Annotated in this window: 13 protein-coding genes; 11 read left to right on the top strand and 2 right to left on the bottom strand. The window is 67.3% G+C overall.

Features of this window, described 5'->3' with window-relative positions; all coding sequences use genetic code 11:
- Positions 1 to 12 precede the first annotated feature (12 nt).
- From OD750_RS24590 to OD750_RS24550, 9 genes are all read left to right on the top strand, one after another.
- Complete coding sequence (locus tag OD750_RS24590; RefSeq protein WP_263541266.1) at positions 13 to 213, top strand: hypothetical protein; 201 nt, start codon at positions 13 to 15, stop codon at positions 211 to 213.
- Positions 200 to 490: a type II toxin-antitoxin system RelE/ParE family toxin gene (locus OD750_RS24585; RefSeq protein WP_263541265.1), complete on the top strand. Its 291-nt coding sequence runs from the start codon at positions 200 to 202 to the stop codon at positions 488 to 490. Before OD750_RS24590 ends, OD750_RS24585 begins: the two co-directional genes overlap by 14 nt.
- A 163-nt stretch (positions 491 to 653) precedes the next feature.
- Positions 654 to 1,655, top strand: a complete 1,002-nt coding sequence (locus tag OD750_RS24580; RefSeq protein ID WP_263541264.1) for a LacI family DNA-binding transcriptional regulator — start codon at positions 654 to 656, stop codon at positions 1,653 to 1,655.
- Between the two features lie 86 nt (positions 1,656 to 1,741).
- On the top strand, positions 1,742 to 4,576 hold the full coding sequence (locus tag OD750_RS24575; RefSeq protein WP_263541263.1) for a TonB-dependent receptor: 2,835 nt from the start codon (positions 1,742 to 1,744) through the stop codon (positions 4,574 to 4,576).
- A gap of 142 nt (positions 4,577 to 4,718) precedes the next feature.
- Positions 4,719 to 6,185 (top strand): glucoamylase family protein, encoded by a 1,467-nt coding sequence (locus OD750_RS24570; RefSeq protein WP_263541262.1) that lies wholly within the window; start codon positions 4,719 to 4,721, stop codon positions 6,183 to 6,185.
- The gene (locus OD750_RS24565; RefSeq protein ID WP_263541261.1) at positions 6,182 to 7,462 is read left to right on the top strand and encodes a sugar ABC transporter substrate-binding protein; all 1,281 of its coding nucleotides are present in this window, start codon (positions 6,182 to 6,184) and stop codon (positions 7,460 to 7,462) included. Before OD750_RS24570 ends, OD750_RS24565 begins: the two co-directional genes overlap by 4 nt.
- Positions 7,459 to 8,337: a carbohydrate ABC transporter permease gene (locus OD750_RS24560; protein WP_263541260.1), complete on the top strand. Its 879-nt coding sequence runs from the start codon at positions 7,459 to 7,461 to the stop codon at positions 8,335 to 8,337. Before OD750_RS24565 ends, OD750_RS24560 begins: the two co-directional genes overlap by 4 nt.
- A complete protein-coding gene (locus OD750_RS24555) occupies positions 8,334 to 9,170 on the top strand; it encodes a carbohydrate ABC transporter permease (protein ID WP_263541259.1) in 837 nt (278 codons plus the stop codon). Before OD750_RS24560 ends, OD750_RS24555 begins: the two co-directional genes overlap by 4 nt.
- A complete protein-coding gene (locus OD750_RS24550; protein ID WP_263541258.1) occupies positions 9,167 to 12,286 on the top strand; it encodes a discoidin domain-containing protein in 3,120 nt (1,039 codons plus the stop codon). The genes OD750_RS24555 and OD750_RS24550 overlap by 4 nt, the downstream gene beginning before the upstream one ends.
- On the opposite strand, the gene glk is transcribed toward OD750_RS24550, so the two are convergent.
- Together glk and OD750_RS24540 are read right to left on the bottom strand one after the other, a co-directional pair.
- Entirely contained in the window at positions 12,283 to 13,269 is a 987-nt protein-coding gene (glk, locus tag OD750_RS24545) for a glucokinase (RefSeq protein WP_263541392.1), read from the bottom strand. The genes OD750_RS24550 and glk overlap by 4 nt on opposite strands.
- Before the next feature lie 57 nt (positions 13,270 to 13,326).
- Positions 13,327 to 14,682 (bottom strand): GH1 family beta-glucosidase, encoded by a 1,356-nt coding sequence (locus OD750_RS24540; protein ID WP_263541257.1) that lies wholly within the window; start codon positions 14,680 to 14,682, stop codon positions 13,327 to 13,329.
- Between the two features lie 676 nt (positions 14,683 to 15,358).
- Here OD750_RS24540 and OD750_RS24535 point away from each other — a divergent pair.
- Together OD750_RS24535 and OD750_RS24530 are read left to right on the top strand one after the other, a co-directional pair.
- The gene (locus tag OD750_RS24535; protein WP_272842142.1) at positions 15,359 to 16,438 is read left to right on the top strand and encodes an ABC transporter ATP-binding protein; all 1,080 of its coding nucleotides are present in this window, start codon (positions 15,359 to 15,361) and stop codon (positions 16,436 to 16,438) included.
- On the top strand, positions 16,431 to 17,096 hold the full coding sequence (locus OD750_RS24530; RefSeq protein ID WP_263541256.1) for an SGNH/GDSL hydrolase family protein: 666 nt from the start codon (positions 16,431 to 16,433) through the stop codon (positions 17,094 to 17,096). The genes OD750_RS24535 and OD750_RS24530 overlap by 8 nt, the downstream gene beginning before the upstream one ends.
- Positions 17,097 to 17,118 lie beyond the last annotated feature (22 nt).

The raw sequence follows: 17,118 nt of genomic DNA, 5'->3' as shown, positions 1-17,118 counted from the left end.
CGGAGCACCCCCATGGCCGACCCGTTCAAGCAAGAAGCTCATAAATTGATCGATCAACTGCCGGACGATGCTTCATGGAGCGATCTCGCCGAACGCGTTCGCTTCCTTGCCGAAGTCGAGGACGGTGTCAAAGAGGCTGATCGGCGCGAATTTGCGAGCGCAGAAGAAATCCGTGCAATGTTCGCCGAATGGGGCGTCGATGTTGAAGCTTGAGTGGACGGCCAAGGCGGCTGTCCAGTTCAAGAAGAATCAGCGCTACTACAACCACATCGATCGTCAGGTCGCGCGCCTGCTTGCCATGCGTGTGAACTCCGCGCTGCTCCGTCTGCGTGTATTGCCCGACAGCGGGCGCAAAGGCATTTACTCCGGCACTCGCGAATGCGTCGTACAGCGCAGCCCTTACATCATCGTCTATCGTGTCGTTGACGACACGCTGCAGGTAGTCAGAGTCTGGCACGGGCGCCAGGACTGGACGAACGTTGTCGAGTGACATGCCCAATCCGGGCATCGAGTTCTTGCCAAAGCGGCGCATTCGCCTCCACGGATAGAAACCTTCCTGCTGTACCGCAGCATGACATTCCCCCACTCAGCAGACAGAATGAAAACGTTTACATCACCGTGAACGGGCAACGCATGCGTCGTCAGAGGTCGCCATGACCGTCACCATCAAGGATGTCGCGCGCGCCGCCGGCGTTTCGGTCGCGTCGGTCTCGCGCGCGCTCAACGGTCACGACAACGTCACGCCCGAAACGCGCGAGCGCATCGAAGGCGTCGCGCGCGAACTGCGCTACATGCCGCACGGCGCGGCGCGCAGCCTGATCACGAAACGCACGCAGACGATCGGCGCCGTGCTGCCCGATCTCTACGGCGAGTTCTTTTCGGAACTGATCCGCGGCATGGACGTCGCGGCCCGGCGCAACAACCTGCATCTGCTCGTGTCGAGCTCGCACGGCTCGGCATCGGAAACGGCGCAGGCGCTGCGCATGCTGCAGGGCCGCGTCGACGGTCTGCTCGTGATGTCGCCGCATGCCGACGCCGATCTCCTCGCCGAAAACCTGCCGACGCGACTGCCGGCCGTGCTGATGAACACGCGCGTGCGCGGCAACGGCTATCCGTCGCTGATCATCGACAACTACGCCGGCGCCTACGCGATGGTGCGGCATCTCGTCGAGCGCGGCTTTCGGCGCATCGCGCTGATCGCCGGTCCGGAACAGAACTTCGATGCGCAGGAGCGCCGTCGCGGCTATGCCACGGCGCTCGCGCAGCTCTTGCCCGGCGCGGCGGAAATCGTGCTGGCGGGCGACTTCACCGAAGGCGCCGGCTACCGCGCCGCGCAGGCCGTACAGGCCCGGCGCGAGCGGCCCGACGCGATCTTCGCGGCGAACGACACGATGGCGCTCGGCTGCCTGTTCGCGCTCAACGAAGCCGGCGTGCGCGTGCCGCAGGACATCGCCGTCGTCGGCTTCGACGACATTCCGATCGCGCGCTACGTCACGCCCGGGCTGACGACGGTGCGCGTGCGCATCGCCGAACTCGGCGAGCGCGCGATGGCGCGTCTGATTTCCTTGGTCGAGCAGCCGGACAGCGCGCAGACGCACGCCGAGACGCTCGGCTGCGACCTGATCGTGCGCCAGTCCTGCGCACGCACCGCCTGATTCGCGCAGTCGCGCGGCATTCGAATCGCAGGGAGCGTCCACCGAAAACCGAGCAACAGACAGCCACGTTGGGGAGGGGCCAGAAAATGAAACGTTTACATCGCAGCGCTCGCAAGCTGCTCATCACCGCCGTCGCCGCGGCCTTGGCGACGTTCGCCGCGGGCGGCGCATTGGCGCAGAACGTCAACGCGACGATCCGCGGCAAGGTCGAATCGGCGACGACCGGCGCCGAAGTCGTCGCGCGCGAGACGTCGACCGGCTACACCACGCGCGTCGCCGTCGGCGCCGACGGCCGCTATGTGCTGACCAGCCTGCGGCCGGGCACCTACGAGATCAGCGCGAGCGCCGGGGGAACGTCGCTCGGGTCGAGCGTCGTGACGGTGCTCGTCGGTCAGCAGCTGACGATCGATCTCGGCGCCGGCAAGCCGACGACCGAACTCGAAACGGTCAACGTGACCGCCGCCGCGCCGATCGAGCTGCGCACGTCGGAAGTCGCCACCAATATCACGCAGCAGCAGATGCGCACGCTGCCGCAGAGCGATCGCAACTTTCTCGCGTTCGCGGCGCTCGCGCCGGGCGTGGTCGTGTCGAACGAGAAATACAACAAGACGATCTCGGCCGCGGGCCAGCCGGCGAACCAGACCAACGTCTTCATCGACGGCGCGAACCTCAAGAACAACATCCTGCAGGGCGGCCTCGTCGGCCAGGATTCGAGCCGCGGCAATCCGTTCTCGCAGGAGGCGGTGCAGGAATTCCGCGTGCTGACGCAGAACTACAAGGCCGAGTACGAGCAGGCCGGCACCGCGATCATCACCGCCGTGACGAAGTCGGGCACGAACGAGTTTCACGGCACCGCGTACGGCTACTACCAGAACAAGGACATGGTCGCCCTCGACAAGATCAGCGAGGACAACGGCCTGGAGAAACCCGAGTATTCGCGCAAGCAGTACGGCGCGACGCTCGGCGGACCGATCGTCAAGGACGTGCTGCACTTCTTCGTCAGCTACGAGGTGAAGGAGGAGACCGGCAACCAGACAGTGCTGTTCCGCAACCCGACGAATCCCGCGTACACCGGCACGCCCGACTTCACGCAGTTCAACGGCAATTTCAATATCCCGTTCGAGCAGAAGGTCGGCTTCGGCAAGCTGTCGTGGCAGCCCAACGACGACAACAGCGTCGACCTGTCGTTCTCGCGCCGCAAGGACACCGAGGTGATCGGCGTGACGAACACGACCGCGTACACCGCGCGCCAGGACCGCGACAACAAGGTCGACGACACGCTGCTCAAGTGGCAGTACCGCGGCAACGGCTTCGTCAACGACATGCTGATCGACCACGGCTACTACCAGTATTCGCCGCGGCCGGCGCAGTCGGACATCGTCTCGTCCGACTACGAGGGCGCCGGCGTGATCGGCGGCGGCTCGAGCCTGCAGGACAAGGAACAGAAATCGACGACGTTCCGCAACGACGTGACGCTCGATCCGCTCGACTGGCACGGCGAGCACGTGGTCAAGTTCGGCGTCAAGTTCGCCAAGTACAATCTGAGACTTCTGGAAAACAACACGTCGAACCCGCGCTACTCGTACAGCTTCCGCTTCCCGACCGGCTACGAGATTCCGTACCGCGCGTCGTACTCGCCGAGCGGCAAGTTCGCCGACATCGACAACAAGCAGACCGGCCTCTTCATCCAGGACGACTGGGACGTCACGCAGCGCCTGCAGGTAAATCTCGGCCTGCGCTGGGACTACGAATCGGACGCGTACAACAACGGCTACGTCACGCCGCAGGCCCAGCTCGCGGTGATCGACCTGCTCGGCATCTCGCACGACTACGTCTCGACCGGCAGCGAGCGCAAAGCCTTCAAGAACGCGTACCAGCCGCGCCTGGGCTTCTCGTGGGACGTCAGCAAGGATGCCGACCAGTCGACGACGATCACCGGCGGCGCCGGCCGCTACTACGACCGCACGCCGCTCGACAATCCGATTCAGGAGTCGTTCCACTCGCAGTATCCGTATTACAATATCTACTTTTCTCGCGACGGATCACCGGTCGACGGCAATCCGTCGGTCGCGTGGGACCCGCGCTATCTCACGGCCGCGGGTCTGCAGGAACTGATCCAGAGCGGCAACGCCGGCAGCGGCGAGATCAACCTGCTCAACAACAAGCAGAAGCCGCCGTACAGCGACGCGTTCAGCCTCGGCGTCAAGCAGGTGCTCGGCGACTGGATCACGTCGGTGACGCTCTCGCGCGTGCTCGGCTACCGGCAGTTCACGTGGATCTGGGGCAATCGCCGCGAGAACGGCGACTTCATCGCGCCGCTGCCGAACGGCTACGGTCCGGTGCTGCTGTCGTCGACGAAGAAGTACTCGTCCAAGGGCGTGTTCTGGACTTTGGAAAAGCCCTACACCGACGAGTCGGGCTGGGGCTTCGGACTCAACTGGACGTTCCAGCTCGCCAAGAAGCAGGGCGGCGACGCGTATTCGCTCGACTACTCGACGCCGGCGATGTACCTCGGCAACAACGTCGGCGCCAAGCACAACGTCGTCATCAACGGTACCGTGAAGATGCCGTGGGACATGCGCCTGACCGGTCTCATCACGTTGAATTCGGGCGATCCGTATCCGCTCGCGACCGACTACCGCTACAACGGCGGCATCATCCTCGGCGGGTCGTATCCGAAGCGCTACGACTTCATCCTGCCGAACTTCTGGGCGTACCGCCAGGTCGATCTCGCGCTGTCGAAGGAGTTCCGGTTCGGCAAGGAACAGGCGCTCGAAGTGCGCGCCGACGCGTTCAATATTTTCAACTTCACCAACTACGACTGCTACAACCAGAACTTCAACGAGCCGACCTACGGCAAGGGCTTCTGCACGAAGGGCCCGACCCGCAGCTTCCAGGTCAGCGCGCGCTACCGGTTCTGAGCTGACGCCGGGGAACGGGCTGCAACCCGTTTCCCGGCTTTGTCGAAGGCCGGGCGGGGCGACGGCGCTCCCCCTCCTCAAGCAGGTCGACGTCGACCGCCCGGCCGCTTTTTGAAGTCCGCAACAACGACGCTGGAATCGCATGCGCAAGTTCGATCGCTTCCTCGCCACCATCGCCTTCGTCTTCACCGTCGCGTTCGCCGCTTGCGCCGGCGCCGATACGCGCGTCGCGCCGACACCCGCCGCGCAACCGGCGCTGTCGGGACAGGCGCTCGTCGACGACGTGCAGAAACGCGCCTTTCTGTATTTCTGGGAAACGGGCAACCGGCCGCACGGCCTCGTGCCCGACCGCTATCCGTACCAGGAGGCGTTCTCGAGCATCGCCGCGATCGGCTTCGGCCTCACGGCGTACGGCATCGGCGTCGAGCGCGGCTGGATCACGCGCGAGGCGGCGCGCGAGCGCACGCTGACGACGCTGCGTTTCTTCGCGAACGCAAAGCAGGGGCCGGAGGAAAAAGGCGTTACCGGCTACAAGGGATTTTTCCACCATTTCCTGAAGCTCGAGGACGGCACGCGCTATTCGGACTGGGTCGAGCTGTCGTCGGTCGATACCTCGCTGCTGCTCGGTGGCGTGCTGTTCGCGCAGAGCTACTACGATCGCGACGAGCCCGGGGAAAAAGAAATCCGCGCGCTCGCCGAAACGATCTACGGCCGTGTCGAATGGCCGTGGCTGCAGGTGCGCCCGCCGCTGATCTCGATGGGCTGGTATCCGTTTCGCGGCTTCATCCAGCACGACTGGAAAGGCTACAACGAGGCGATGCTCGTCTACGTGCTCGCGCTCGGCTCGCCGACGCATCCGATCGGCGCCGAGGCGTGGAGCGCCTGGACGAGCGGCTACGCGCGTTCGTGGGGCACGTTCTACGGTCAGGAACACTTGGGCTTCGGGCCGCTGTTCGGCCATCAGTATTCCCACGTGTGGATCGACTTTCGCGGCATCCGCGACGTCTACATGCGCGGCAAGGGCATCGACTATTTCGAGAACAGCCGCCGCGCGACGCTGTCGCAGCGCGCGTACGCGATCGAGAATCCGATGGGCTGGGCGGGCTACGGCGCCGACGTCTGGGGACTCACCGCGAGCGACGGCCCGCAAGGCGTCAAGCAGCCGTACAACGGACAGATCCGCGAATTTCGCCACTACTCGGCGCGCGGCGCGGGCCTCGTCGACGCGTACGACGACGGTACGATCGCGCCGACCGCGGCCGTCTCGTCGCTGCCGTTCGCGCCGGAGATCGTCAAGCCCGCGATCCAGGCGATGTACGATCGCTACGGCAAGACGATCTATTCCACCTATGGATTTCTCGACGCGTTCAATCCGAGCTACACGTATGCCTCGCCGCCGCTCAAGTACGGCAAGCAGGTCGAAGGCTTCGGCTGGGTGGCCGACGACTGGCTCGGCATCGACCAGGGGCCGATCGTCGCGATGATCGAAAATCACCGCAACGGCTTCGTCTGGCGCGTGATGCGCAAGAATCCGCATATCCGGCGCGGGCTCGAACGCGCGGGCTTCGCGGGCGGCTGGCTCGACGCCGACACCGCGGGCAAGCCGTGATCGCCGCGTTCGCGCGCCGCTTCGCCGTCGCGTGCCTGGTCACGTTGGGCCTTGCCGGTTGCGGGCGTTCCGACGATGCGACCGTCGTTCGCTTCTGGGCGATGGGCCGCGAGGCGGAAGTCGTCGGCGAGCTGATCGCCGACTTCGAACGCACGCATCCCGGCGTCCGCATCGATCTGCAGAAACTGCCGTGGACCGCCGCGCACGAGAAACTCCTGACTGCGTTCGCCGGCGATTCGCTGCCGGACCTGTGCCAACTCGGCAATACCTGGCTGCCGGAATTCGCCGCGCTCGGCGCGCTCGAACCGCTCGATGCCTACGTCGCGAAATCCGGCGTCGTCGACGCGTCGGACTACTTCCCGGGCATCTGGGATACGAACGTCGTCGACGAGCGTCTGCTCGGCGTGCCGTGGTACGTCGACACGCGATTGTTGTTCTACCGGCGCGACCTGCTCGCCGCGGCCGGCTTCGATGCGCCGCCGCGAACCTGGGACGAGTGGCGCCGCATGCTCGCCGCGATCAAGCGCAATGCCGGCGCCGACAAGTACGCGGTTCTGCTGCCGCTCGACGAATTCGAGCCGCTGCTGGGCCTTGCGATACAGCAGTCCGATCCGCTGCTCGCCGAACACGGCACGCGCGGCAATTTCGACAGCACCGGCTTTCGCCGTGCGCTCGCGTTCTACGTCGAGATGTTCCGCGAGACGTGGGCGCCGCCGATGAGCGACACGCAGATCGCCAACGTGTGGTTCGAGCTCGGGCGGGGTTTTTATACCTTTTACATTTCGGGGCCGTGGAACATCGTCGAGTTCAAGAAGCGACTGCCGCCGGAGGCGCTGGCCGAATTGCGCACCGCGCCGCTGCCTGGGCCGGACGGCGCTGGCGTCGGGGTCGGCGGCGGCACGAGCCTCGTGCTGTTCGCGCAGTCGAAACGCAAGGCGGCTGCGTGGCAGTTCGTCGAATACCTGTCGCGGCGCGAGGCGCAGCTGCGCCTGCACGCGCTGACCGGCGACCTGCCGCCGCGCCGCAGCGTGTGGGCCGATCCGCAGCTCGCCGGCGACACGCTCGCGCACGCGTTTCGCGAACAGCTCGAAAGCGTGCGACCGGCGCCGAAAGTGCCGGAGTGGGAGCGCATCGCGAACACGATGCAGCTGACCGCCGAGCGCGTCGTGCGCGGCGGCCTGCCGTTCGACGAAGGCGTCGCCGCGCTCGACGCGCAGGTCGACGCGATCCTCGAAAAGCGCCGCTGGATGCTCGCGCGGCAGGCGCCCAAGCCGTGAAGGTCGAGCGCGTCGCCTGGACGTTCGTAGCGCCGGCGCTCGCCGTGATCGGCCTGTTCTTCGTGCTGCCGGTGATCGCGGCGCTGCTGCTGAGCCTGACCGACTTCGACCTGTACGCGCTCGCCGACACGTCGAACCTGCGCTTCACGGGTTTGCGCAACTACATCGACACGTTGCACACGCCGCTGTTCTGGGAAGCGCTCGCCAACACGCTGTACTTCGTCGGCGTCGGCGTGCCGCTGTCGATGCTCGTTTCGCTCGGCACGGCGCTGCTGCTCGATTCGAAGCTCGCGCGGTTCAAGGGCTTCTTCCGTACCGCGCTGTTCGCGCCGGTCGTGACGACCGTCGTCGCGGTCGCGGTGATCTGGCGCTATCTCTTCAACACGCAATATGGGCTCGTGAACTACGCGCTCACGTCGCTCGGCTTCGGCGCGATCGACTGGCTCGGCGACGCGAACTGGTCGATGCCGACGATCATCCTGTTCGCCGTGTGGAAGAACTTCGGCTACAACATGATCATCCTGCTGGCCGGTCTGCAGGCGATACCGGGCGAGCTGTACGAGGCCGCGCGCATCGACGGCGCGTCGGCGTGGCAGCGCCTGCGCCACGTCACGTTGCCGATGCTGGCGCCGACCTTGCTGCTGGTCGCGATCATCACGGTCGCGGGCTATTTCCAATTGTTCGCCGAACCGTACGTGATGACGCGCGGCGGGCCGCTACGCAGCACGACGAGCGTGCTGTACTACATGTACGAGGAAGGCTTCCGCTGGTGGAATCTCGGACGCGCCTCCGCCATCGCGTTCCTGCTGTTCGCGCTGATACTCGCGGTCACCGCGGGGCTGCTGCGCTTCGCGCGCGGGAGTCGCGCCGCATGAGTTGGCGCCAATCAAGTCAAGGCGCGTCGCGCTGGCTCGTCAACGGCGCGCTGATCGGCGCGACCGCGCTGACGCTCGCACCGCTCGCGTGGATGCTGTCGGTGTCGTTCATGACGCGCGGAGAAGCGGCCGCTTTTCCGCCGCCGCTCGTGCCCACGCGGCCGACGCTTGCGAACTATGTGGAACTCTTCACCGTGCTCGGCGTCGGCCGACATCTCGTCAACAGCCTGCTGCTCGCGGGTGCCGTCACCGCACTGTCGCTGCTGTTCAACCTCGCGGCCGGCTACGCGTTCGCGAAGCTGCGCTTCGCCGGCCGCGACGCCCTGTTCCGCGGTCTGCTCGGCGCGCTCGTGATTCCGCTGCAGGTCGCGATGATGCCGCTGTTTCTCATGATGAAGAGCCTCGGCCTCGTCAACACGTACTGGGGCGTGATCGTGCCGTCGCTCGCGTCGGTGTTCGGCGTTTTTCTCGTGCGGCAGTACGCGCGCTCGATACCGGACGAACTCATCGAAGCCGCGCGCATCGACGGCGCCGGCGAATGGCGCATCTTCTTCTCGATCGTGCTGCCGCTCTTGCGGCCCATTATCGCGACGCTCGCGATCCTCACGTTTCTCACGTGCTGGAACGATTTCATGTGGCCGCTGATCGTGCTGAGCGGCGATGCGCAGCAGACGATGCCGGTCGCGCTCGCGTCGCTGTCGCGCGAGCACGTGCAGGACAACGAACTCATGATGGCCGGCGCGGTCGTCACGGTGCTGCCGGTGCTCCTTCTGTTCCTCGCGCTGCAGCGGCACTACCTGCAAGGCCTGATGCTCGGCGGCGTGAAAGGATGAAGGGCGTGCTTGCCGCGCTCGCGCTTCTCGTTGCCGGCGCCGCGGGCGCGCACGAGGCGCGCGTGCTCGACGATTTCGCCGATACGTCGGCGTGGCAGGCCGTCGCGTCGGACCAGGTGAGCGCGACGCTGCGTCGCGCCGACGGCGCGTTGTGCCTCGCGTACGACTTCAACGGCGTTTCGGGTTACGCCGGCATCCGGCGCGCGCTCGCGATCGACTATCCGCACGACTACGAATTCGACTTCCGCGTGCGCGGCAAAGGCCCGCCGAACGCGTTCCAGTTCAAGCTCGCCGATGCGAGCGGCGAGAACGTCTGGTGGGTCGAGCGGCCGAACACGACGTTTGCGGCCGACTGGCAGCCGGTGCGCTACAAGCGGCGGCAGATCGCGTTCGCGTGGGGGCCGGCGAAGGACAAGACGCTCGTGCGCAGCGACAGCGTCGAATTCACGATCTACGCGAATCAGGGCGGCGCGGGCGAGTTCTGCGTCGATGCGCTGACCTTGCGCGAGCGCGATCCGCCGCTGCCGTTCGGCACGCCGACGGCGAGCGCGTCGTCGTCGCTGCGCGGCGCGCCGGCGACGTTCGCGGTCGACGGCGATACGGCCTCGGCCTGGCGTGCCGTTACGAGCCGCGAGGTGCAGCTCCTGCTCGACTTCGGCCGCGTGCGCGAATTCGGCGGGCTCACTTTGCGCTGGGCGCCGGACCAGGCGGCGACGCGCTACGCGGTCGAGGTCTCGGACGATGCGAAAACGTGGAGAACGCTGCGAGAAGTGAAAGGCGGCGACGGCGGCGACGACGCGCTGCTGCTGACCGAGTCGGAAGCGCGGCTCGTCCGATTGCGGCTGCTGGCCGGGCAGGGCGCGACGTTCGGCCTGCGCGACGTCGCGGTCGAAGACCTCGCGTTCGGCGCGAACCCGAACGCGTTCTTCCAGGCGCTCGCCAAGCGCGAGCCGCGCGGCCGCTATCCGCGCGGATTTTCCGGCGAGCAGTCGTACTGGACGCTCGTCGGCGTCGACGGCGGTCGCGATTCTGGCCTGTTCGGCGAAGACGGCGCGATCGAACTTTCGCGCGGCGGCCTCTCGGTAGAGCCGTTCGTGCTCGACGGCGCGCACGTCGCGAGCTGGGCCGACGTGCGCATCGCGCACACGCTCGACGACGGCTATCTGCCTTTGCCGCACGCGATCTGGCGCGGCGACGGCTTCGACCTCGACGTCGGCGCTTTCGCGAGCGGCGACGCGAACGCCGCGAACCTCGTCGCGAGCTACACGTTGCGCAATTCGTCCGAACGCCCTCGGCGCCTGACGCTCGCGCTCGCGGTGCGGCCGTTCCAGGTCAATCCGCCGGCGCAGTTCCTGTCGACGCCGGGCGGCGTCGCGCCGATCCGCTCGCTCGCGTGGGACGGACGCGCGCTGGCCGTCGACGGCCGCGAGCGCCTGCGACCGCTCGTGGCGCCGGACGCGTTCTTCGCGAGCGGCTACGACGCCGGCATGGCGACGTCGCGGCTCGCCGAAACGCCGCGACCGGCGGCGCAACGCGTCGACGATCCCACCGGCTTCGCCTCGGGCGCATTTCTCCACACGTTCGAACTCGCGCCGGGCGAATCGCGCACGGTCGGCTTCGCCGCGCCGCTGATCGGCGCGCCGCCGCGTATCGAAACGACCGACGCGCCCGCGTGGCTCGCCGCCGAACGCGAACGCGTCGCGGCGCGGTGGCGCGCGACGCTCGATCGCGTGCGCATCGCGGTGCCGCCGGCCGGGCGCGCGCTGGCCGACAGCGTACGCACGGCGCTCGCGCACATCCTGATCTCGCGCGACGGCCCGATGCTGCGGCCCGGTACGCGCTCGTACGCGCGCTCGTGGATACGCGACGGCGCGATGATCGCCGAAGGCCTGCTGCGACTCGGCGATACGCAGGTCGCGCGCGAATACCTCGACTGGTACGCGCCGTACCAGTTCAGGAACGGCAAGGTGCCGTGCTGCGTCGACGCGCGCGGCGCCGATCCCGTGCCCGAGAACGACAGTCACGGCGAACTCGTCCACCTGGCCTGGCTCGTCTACCGCTACGGCGGCGACAAGGCGCTGCTCGCGGCGACGTGGCCGCGCATCGAAGCCGCCGTCGCGTATATGGATACGTTGCGGCGCAGTGAACAAGGCGAACAAAACCGCACGCCCGAACGCCGCGCGCTGTACGGCCTGATGCCGGCGTCGATCAGCCACGAAGGCTATTCGGCGAAGCCGATGCATTCGTACTGGGACGACTTCTGGGCGCTGACCGGCTACAAGGACGCCGCGAACGCGGCGCTCGCGCTCGGCCGCGACGCCGCGGCGATCGCGCGTTCGCGCGACGAATTTCGCGACGACCTGCACGCGTCGATCCGTGCGGCGACGGCGCGGCACGGCATCGATTTCATCCCCGGCGCGGCCGAACTCGGCGATTTCGACGCGACCTCGACGACGATCGCGCTCGCGCCGGCCGGCGAACAGCGCGCATTGCCGCAGGACCTGCTGCGCAACACGTTCGAGCGCTACTGGCGCGAATTCGTCGCGCGCCGCGACGGCGCGAAAGCCTGGAACGACTACACGCCGTACGAGTGGCGAACAGTGGGCACGTTCGTGCGACTGGGCTGGCGCAAGCGCGCGACGGAAGCCATCGACTTCTTCATGCGCGACCGCCGGCCGACGGCGTGGAATCAGTGGGCCGAAGTCGTCGGCCGCGATCCGCGCGAAGTGCGCTTCATCGGCGACATGCCGCACGCGTGGGTCGCGTCGGATTTCCTGCGCGCGGCGCTCGACCTGTTCGCGTACGAGCGCAGCGAGGACCAGGCGATGGTGATCGCCGCCGGCGTGCCGGCCGACTGGCTCGACGGCGACGGCGTCGCGATCGACGGGTTGCGCACGCCGTACGGCATTCTCAGTTACGCACTCGAGCGAGACGCCGACGCGATCGTCCTCGTCGTGCGTGACACCGGATTTTCGGCGCCCGGTGGAATACGCCTCGTGTGGCCGGAAGACGGTGCGCCGGGCCGCACCACGATCGACGGACGCGTCGCGCGGTGGCGCGACGGGGAACTCGCGATTCCCCGCGTGCCGGCGACAGTGACCGTCGAGCGCCGCTAGCCGTCCAGCGCGATCGCCGCCGCGCCGAGCAGCCCCGTGTGCGGGTGCGTGATCGCGAGCGTCGGGATCTTCGCCATCGTCGGCGAAAAACGGCCCTTGTCTTCAAAGCGACGGCGGAAGCCGCCGCGGCGTATCCACGGCAGCATCGGTTCGAGCAGTCCGCCGGTGAGATACACGCCGTCCCACGCGCCGAACGCGAACACGAGGTCGCCGCAGATCGCGCCGAAGATTTCGCAGAAGAGTTCCACCGCGCGTACCGCGTGCGCGTCGCCGCCGTCGGTCGCGGCGAGGCTCACGGCTTCCTGGTTCTGCGCGCGCGGTGTCTCGCCGGCGATTTCGCACAACGCGACGTAAAGGTTGTACAGCCCGTTGCCGCAGACGACGCGCTCGTTCGACACGCGGCCGAAGCGCGCACGTAGCCGCGCGAGCACGGCCACTTCCTCGTCGGAACCCGGTGCGAAGCTCAGGTGCCCGCCTTCGGTTTCGAGTTCGATCGCGCGGCCGTCGCGCATCAGCAGCGCGCCGACGCCGAGCCCCGTGCCGGGGCCGGCCACGGCGACCGTGCGTGCCGCGCCGCCGGCGAGCGACGGCGCCGGTACGCTGCCGATGACTTCGAGATCGTCGGACGTCAGCAGCGGCAGGCAGCGGCTTTGCGCGGCGAAGTCGTTGACGAGACGCACCGACGCGAGCGACAGCTGCTTCGCGACGGCCTGCGCCGACACGGTCCACGGCAGGTTCGTGATCTTCACCTCGCCGGCGTCGACGCGCCCGGCTACCGCGAACACGCCGGCGTGCGGCTGCACGGCGAGTTCGTCGACGTAGCGTGCCGCCGCTTCACCGAGCGAGCCGTGATCGGCGGCGCGGTAGCGGCGGATGCTGTCGGCGCGCAGCGGCTGCGACGGTCCTTCGCCGAGGGCGAAGCGCAGGTTCGTTCCGCCGATGTCGGCGAGGAGCACGGGCCTGATCGAATCAGGCTTGATCAACTCGGGCAAGGCGCGATCCATGAATCCCCCGATCGGCAAAGCGCCTAGGATAGCCGGCTATTGACCGTCGAGCACCGCGCCGTGCGAGGCGATGACTTCGGCGTAGAGTTTTCCGCTGGCCTTGATCGTGCGTTGCTGTGTCGCGTAGTCGACGTGCACGATGCCGAAGCGCTTGGAATAGCCGAGCGACCACTCGAAATTGTCGAGCAGCGACCACGCGTAGTAGCCGCGCAGATTGCAGCCGGCCTCGATCGCGGCGTGCACGGCGCGCAGGTGCTTCTTGAGGTAGCTCACGCGTAGGGGATCGTCGATCGCGCCGTCCTCGGCGACCGGCGGATCGTAGAACGCAGAACCGTTCTCGGTGACGTAGATTTCCGGATTGCCGTAGCGGTCGCGGATCCACGCGAGCGTGTCGGTGAGCCCTTGCGCGTACACCTCCCAGCCGGTTTCGCTGTAGGTGGCGCCCGCCTGCTTCACGCCGCTCGCGCGCAGCGGCCAGTTCGCCTCGTCGTGCCGCGTGACGTTGCGGGTGTAGTAGTTCAAACCGATGAAGTCGAGCGGCTGTTTGATCAGCGCGAAATCTTCCGCCGGCCAGTCGGGCCAGGCTTCGCCGAAGATGTCTTTCAGTTCCGGCGGATAGCTGCCGAGCAGCGCGGGGTCGAGGTACTGGCGGTTCATGTACGCGTCGGCGCGCTGCGTGGCGGCGAGGTCTTCGGGCGACTGCGACGCCGGGTACTTCGGTTCGATGTTCACGACGAGGCCGATCTTGTGCTTGCCCTCGGCGCGATACGCCTGCACGGCCTTGCCGTGCGCGCGCATGAGGTGATGCGAGGCGAGCGGCGCTTCGTAGAAATTCTTGTGGCCCGGTGCGAGCGCGCCGTGCAGATAGCCGCCGTCGGTGACGACCCAGGGTTCGTTCAACGTGGCCCACATCTTCACGCGATCGTCGAGCTTGCGGTAGACGACCTGTGCGTAGTCGGCGAACCAGTCGGCGATGTCGGGGGTGAGCCAGCCGCCGCGGTCGTCGAGCGCGGCGGGCAGGTCCCAGTGATACAGCGTGACGTTCGGCGCGATGCCGGCGGCGAGCAGTTCGTCGACGAGGCGATCGTAGAACGCGAGGCCGGCCGGATTGACGCGGCCCTTGCCCTCCGGCAGCACGCGAGCCCAGGCGATCGAAAAACGATACGAGTTCAAGCCGAGGCGACGCATCAATGCGACGTCGTCCTTGTAGCGGCGGTAGTGATCGCTGGCGATGTCGCCGTTCTCGCCGTCGCGGGTGAGGCCGGGAGTGCGGGTGAAGCGGTGCCAGATCGAGGGGCCGGCGCCGTCGGCGAGGGGCGAGCCTTCGATCTGATAAGCCGAGGTCGCACAACCCCAGAGGAAATCGCTCGGAAACCGGATCGGTGCGCTCATTGCGGTGCTGGCCTTGGGGCGATGAAAACGATTACATTGAGCATATCGCAGCGGTTGGCGGAAGGGAACGCGAAGAAGTGTGAAGGGCGGGCGGCGTGCGAAAGCGATGAAAATTGCGGGCGCAGGCTCCGGCTCCGGCTCCGGCTCCGGCTCGGGCTCGGGCTTTGGCTCCGGCTTTGGCTTTGGCGGTTGCGGTTGTTTCTGGCGGCAGGAAGCCGCCCGCTTTCCCCGGGGCCCCATCTGCCGCGAGCAAGTGACCGGCGATCAGGCCCGCAGGGGACGCACACGGATGTGCGTCGTCCGTCGTGGTCCATGGATGGACCATCGGCGGACCCCGCCGGGCGCTTGCGGTCCCTGGAGGGCAGGATGCCCGGAGGGGCGCGGCAGTTGGGGTGGCCTTCTTTGGTTACTTTCTTCGGCCAGTCGAAGAAAGTGACTCGGCCGCCGGCAGGCGGGCGAAACGCTTTGTCGAAGGCCTTGTGCAAAAGACGAAGCGGCCGTCAACGACGAGAGCGACGCGGGTTGGAGTAACGGCGAAAAACCAGCGTCGAGAGCTGGATCCCGGCCTTCGCCGGGATGACGAGCAAAAGCGAGTCAAAAGCTGGATCCCAGCTTTCGCTGGGATGACGGCAAAAAGCAACGAACAACGAGCGAGAGCCGACGAGGATCACACCCCGTGTCAAACGTCAGTTTGCACAACGTGCGCAAAGTATACGAAAACGGCCGAGTAGCCGTCGCGAGTGCGAGTTTCGAGATCGCCGCCGGGGAACTCGTCGTGCTCGTCGGCCCGTCAGGGTGCGGCAAGTCGACGCTGCTGCGCATGATCGCCGGCCTCGAATCGATTACCGCCGGCGACCTCGCGATCGCGGGCACCCGCGTCAACGATCTCGCGCCGCGCGATCGCGACATCGCGATGGTGTTTCAGAACTACGCGCTGTATCCGCATATGACCGTCGCCGAAAACCTCGCGTTCGGCATGAAGTTGCGCCGTACTCCGCGTGCCGAGATCGACCGCCGCGTCGGCGACGCCGCGCGCATGCTCGGCATCGAGGCGCTGCTGAAGCTGCGTCCCGCCGAGCTGTCGGGCGGGCAGCGCCAGCGCGTCGCGGTCGGCCGTGCGCTCGTGCGCCAGCCGAAGGTGTTTCTGCTCGACGAGCCGCTGTCGAACCTCGACGCGAAGCTGCGTCTGGCGATGCGCGTCGAGATCGCGCGGCTGCACCGCACGCTCGGCGCCACGATGGTCTACGTCACGCACGACCAGGTCGAAGCGATGACGCTCGGCCATCGCATCGTCGTCATGAGCGACGGGCACGTGCAGCAGATCGACACGCCGATGCGCATCTACGAAAAACCGGCGAACCTGTTCGTCGCGGGTTTTCTCGGCAGCCCCGCGATGAACCTCCTGCGCGGACGCGTCGTGCGCAACGGCGCCGCGCGCGTCGATCTGCGCACCGCATCGTTGCCGCTCGCCGATGTGCCGTTGCCGGACGGCGCCGACGTGGTCGTCGGCGTGCGCCCGGAAGACCTCGAACCGACCGAAGGCGCACCGCCCGGCGCGCGCATCGCCGCGACGCTCGAACTCGTCGAGCCGGTCGGCAACGAGTGCTTTCTGAATCTCGATCTCGACGGCCAGCCGCTCGTCGCGCGCGTGCCGCCGCGGTTCGCGCCCGAGGTCGGCAGCCGCGTGGAGTTCGCGATCGATCCAGCGCGCCTGCATTACTTCGATCCGCGCGACGGCAAGCGCATCGATGCGTAGCTTCCTCGCCGCGTTCGTGTTCGCGCTCGCGAGCATGGCGGCGTTCGCCGACGCGCCGGTCGAATCGTTCGCCGACGACATCGCGCGCTTCGTCGCGGCCGATCGCGCGGCAATGCCGGCGCCGGGCGGCGTCGTGTTCGTCGGTTCGTCGTCGATCCGCTTCTGGGACACGCTCGAGCGCGATTTTCCATTCGTCCACATCGTCAAACGCGGCTTCGGCGGTTCGACGCTCGCCGACGCGACGCGCTACGCCGACCGCATCGTCATACCGTACGTGCCGTCGCTCGTCGTGCTCTACGCGGGCGACAACGATCTCGCGGCCGGGCACACCGCGCGGCAGGTGTTCGACGATTACGTCGCGTTCGTCGCGCGCGTGCGGCGCGATCGGCCGGCGCAGAAGATCGCGTTCGTCGCGATCAAGCCGAGCCCCGCGCGCGCGGCGCTGACGGGCGCCGCGCGCGACGCGAACGAACGGATACGCCGCTACGCCGAACGCGACGCGGGGCTTTTTTTCGTCGACGTGTTCGCGCCGATGCTCGGGGCCGACGGCACGCCGCGCACTGAACTCTTCGGCCCTGACGGCCTGCACCTGAACGCCGACGGCTACGCGCTGTGGCGCGCGCTGCTCGAACCGGTGCTGCGCCGGCCGGCGAAGTAGGGCGGGATTTGCCGGCGAAGGC

It is taken from the genome of Tahibacter soli (genome assembly GCF_025717065.2).
Lineage (GTDB): Bacteria > Pseudomonadota > Gammaproteobacteria > Xanthomonadales > Rhodanobacteraceae > Tahibacter > Tahibacter soli.
Note: the sequence above shows the minus strand (reverse complement) of the source record. Positions and strands in the feature narration are given on the sequence as shown.